General features: G+C 30.6%; 4 protein-coding genes. All 4 read right to left on the reverse strand.

Translation table 11 applies throughout. The annotated features are described in order from the left end of the window. Positions 1 to 233: 233 nt before the first annotated feature. The 4 genes from WA340_RS03800 to WA340_RS03815 all read right to left on the reverse strand — a co-directional run bounded on the left by WA340_RS03800 (position 234) and on the right by WA340_RS03815 (position 3,425). Complete coding sequence (locus WA340_RS03800) at positions 234 to 695, reverse strand: hypothetical protein (protein ID WP_336127350.1); 462 nt, start codon at positions 693 to 695, stop codon at positions 234 to 236. Positions 696 to 930: 235 nt separating this feature from the next. Then, positions 931 to 1,368: a PaaI family thioesterase gene (locus tag WA340_RS03805; RefSeq protein ID WP_028284032.1), complete on the reverse strand. Its 438-nt coding sequence runs from the start codon at positions 1,366 to 1,368 to the stop codon at positions 931 to 933. Positions 1,369 to 1,510: 142 nt separating this feature from the next. Then, entirely contained in the window at positions 1,511 to 2,665 is a 1,155-nt protein-coding gene (locus WA340_RS03810; RefSeq protein ID WP_336127353.1) for a hypothetical protein, read from the reverse strand. 157 nt (positions 2,666 to 2,822) lie between these two features. Further along, on the reverse strand, positions 2,823 to 3,425 hold the full coding sequence (locus WA340_RS03815; protein WP_336127354.1) for a hypothetical protein: 603 nt from the start codon (positions 3,423 to 3,425) through the stop codon (positions 2,823 to 2,825). Between the last annotated feature and the right edge of the window lie 240 nt (positions 3,426 to 3,665).

Below are 3,665 nucleotides of genomic sequence, written 5' to 3' on the forward strand. Positions count from 1 at the left end.
ATAGTTGTTCTCAATTTCAAAAATCAATTCGTTCTTATTTTTTGGAACTGCCATTTCTCGGTTTTGGTTATATGACGCACAACGTTTTTCGTATAAGATTAGTTGCGTTTTTGTGTGCGAGGATTTTCCGTAGGAAAATCAGAAGTAGCAAAAATGCAACTAACTTTGTTTAAGCACTAAAATAGCAATTAATTTTATACAGTGTTGGCACCAGTATTTTTTTTCGTGCTGTTTCATTTATTCCAATTTATTGCTTTTTCAATTTTTTTATTCACAAGTTTATATTCCACAAAAGCAAGTAAATAAAAAGTCAGATTTATAAATAGAATTAATATAAAATCACTTTCTAATTTTCCGGATTTTATTGAGTAAAATATATTCAGAACCAATGCAGTTGTCAAAAGAATAATTAAAATCATTGAGATTAGCTTAAATCTCAATTTATAGCTTTTGAAATTATTCTTCTCAAAAGTCACAATCATTTTCGGAAGCAATTTCTCAAAAGGTGATGAAATTCTCAACAAGTCAATTCGGTTTTTATTTTCATAACCTAAAAAGAATTTATTCGGTTCATTTATATAAGTTGAAACATATTTAAAATCTAAAGATGTATGTCTCTTTAATGACAATAATCTAATGTTTCGTTCTATTTTTTCAGAACTCAATTCAGGTATATTTATTTCTTTAAAGTACAATTTTCAGTTTCAGTTTTTTATTGGTGCCAACGGTTTGTGTAAGAATAGTAAGGGATTTCGAAGGACTGAACTTTCAATTTATCACTTAGCCAAATTTGCAATTTTTTCTTTAATTAATAGACATGCAAAATTGTAAATTTTGCGGACTTTGTAAAATGCACTTCACTTTGGGATAAGCACTAAAACCCTTATTATTTTTACACTTTGTTACCTGTAGGCTATTTTGTTTCAGTTCCTATTTTTCCGTTGATTTGTTAATTCGTATGAAATTATATACGCCTTTTCCTTCTGCAATTAATTCATCATTCTGAAAGGCTTTCATTTTCGTTACAAGTATTCTATTACCTAACCTAACTATTTTACCTTCCACAATTATTTCAGATGCTTCAGCACCTTTTAAATAATCTATTCTTAAATCAATAGTTACTAATTTATCTTCCAATGACGTAAAGTGAGTGCTTCCTGCAATACCACCAACAGAGTCCATTATTGTAGCAATAATTCCTCCGTGCCACCTGTTTGTTCTCATATCTCCAACAATTTCATCTCTAAAGGGAACTTTAACTTTTACAAACCCTTTTTCAAGTTCCAATAATTTTAGTCCTAAAAATTTATGAACTGGAATACCTTCTTCAATTATTTGTTTAATAAATCCTATGTTTTTTTCTATCATTTATTTTGATTCTAATTATTGTTCTTGGCTTACAGGTAACGGTCTCGGCTATGAGTAGTTGCGTGGTTTAGCACTTAACTTAGCAAGTACACACCAAACTGAAAATCCGCAAGGATTTTCAGAAGTAGGCGAGAACAAGCAATTACTTATAGCCATTGTTGTAAGCAGTTTTTATTTCAGAGTTTAATATATGTTCGATTTTTTCTAATTCCAAGTAATTTATTCTTATTAATTTATAATTATTTTCTAAAGCAAAATCATTTTTGATTTCGTCTCTTTTTTGTTGTGATTTTAAGGCTTTTTCTCCGCCCCAAATTGAAACTGGTTCAAAATGTTGTATTCCGTCAAATTCAATAAGTGTTTTTGATTCTGGTAAATAAAAGTCAAATGGCAATGTTGTTTTATGATTACAATCTTTAAACCTTTTTTGGTATTTGTAATTTATTCCTTGACTTTCTAAATAGAGCCTTATCTTTCGTTCTCCTGTAGTTTCTTTACACTTAGGACAACCTTTTCCATTCGAATAAATATGGTCAGTTGGTGCTTGTTTAAAAAATCCGTGAACTGGACATTCAATTTTTACTTTTTGATGAGCGTTTACATAATTAACTTTATCGTAATTATAAATCTCTCCGTGTTGTTTAATTGCTTTTTCAACAAATTCTTCTTTTGTTAATCCTGAATTTCCCGTACAGCTTGGACAATTGTGTCCTTTTAAATGTGAAGAAGCAAATTGTTTCCACTTTCCGTGTTCTTTACAAATAATAGTTACTTTTTTATCTGCACCTTTATATTCCGTCAACGAGTAGTCGTATTTATTTCCGTGAACTTCTTTTGCTAATGCAATAAACTCCTGTTGCGTTCGAGAAAATAATAATGAATGACTTTCTAAACCACATTGATAACAACCTTTACTATCGTTAACGTGATTGTCTGGTGTTTGTAGAAAATCTCCGTGCTTTTTACAAGTAATTGTTATTTTGGAAAATGCACCTTTATAATCTAATTCCGCTTTTGAATAGTCGTATTTTTTTCCGTGAATTTTAATTGCTTGAGCGAGAAATTTTGAAAAAGGCTTTGTTCGTTTACTTTTAGACTTTTCAATTCCACAAATCGGACAACCTTGTTTTCTGTTTAAATGTTTGTAAGGTGTTTGGAAAAATGTTCCGTGTTCAGGAATTTTACAAATTATTTCGAGTTTAGAATCAACATTTTTATATTCAGATTTCGAGTAATCATATTGCTTTCCGTGAATCGAAATTGCCTTTTTTATGAATATGTTTGTCTTGTCGTTCACGGTTTTCTCAAATTGCTTACAATTTTGGCTATGATTTCGTTGCGGAAAAATCCGCAGGATTCTTTCCGCCGTAGCCGAAAGATAGCAAAATTGCGTTGAATTCCGATTAGGAATTCAGCCGCAATGAATTATAGCCGTTGTTGTGTGGCGTTTTTTTTTACCACAAATATTTTAATTCAATTTTGTCATTTTCGATATTCAGTACTTTATATGTCGAAGCTCCAATTTCGATTAATGTACTTCCTTCGTCGATGTCTAATTTTTCTTTGAATTCCGCTTCTTTTTCCTTTTCAAAAGTCCAGCGATAAATTCCGTCAATTTTGGGTTCCTTTTCTGTTGTTCTTGTCAAAACTAAATTCCGATTTTTTAGAACTCCATTTTCCCAACCAGAAACGTCCCAAATTCCATTAAAACTCCTTGCCAAAGAATCAGCTACGATTTTTCGTTTTTTCTCTAATTCAATAAACTTGTGTTTAAATATTTTACTTTCCAAACTATCGTAGTCAATTCCGTTCCACTCACAATTCCCAACGATTTTAATTTCTTTTCCATTGGTTTTTATATCGTAGTAATCAATTGATGAAGAATTAAACGAACAAGTATCTTTAATCGATTTGGCTTTATTTATAAATTCAGTTATTAATTTTAAGTCAGATTTTCCAATTTCGGTTGTCCAAGTTGAGTCAGTTCCAGAACCATAATAATAAAACGGGCTTTTTTTAATAGCTTTTATTTTTTCTCCGCTTTTAAAAATTTCCATTGAGTAAAATTCAATTCTTTCATCTCCAGTTCGATAACGAATTTTGATGTCCGAAAAGTCATTAAATTCTGCTTTGTCAATTTTATCAGAATTGCAAGAAGTTAGAATTAGAAGTAAGATTATTAAATGGTTTCTCATTTTTTCTCAAATGACACACAACGGTCTCGGCTATGAGTAGTTGCGTGGGTTAGCACTTAACTTTACAAGTACACACCAAGTTGGAAATTCCGCAGGAATTTC

The organism is Mesoflavibacter sp. CH_XMU1422-2 (assembly GCF_037029245.1).
Taxonomy (GTDB): Bacteria; Bacteroidota; Bacteroidia; order Flavobacteriales; family Flavobacteriaceae; genus Mesoflavibacter; species Mesoflavibacter zeaxanthinifaciens.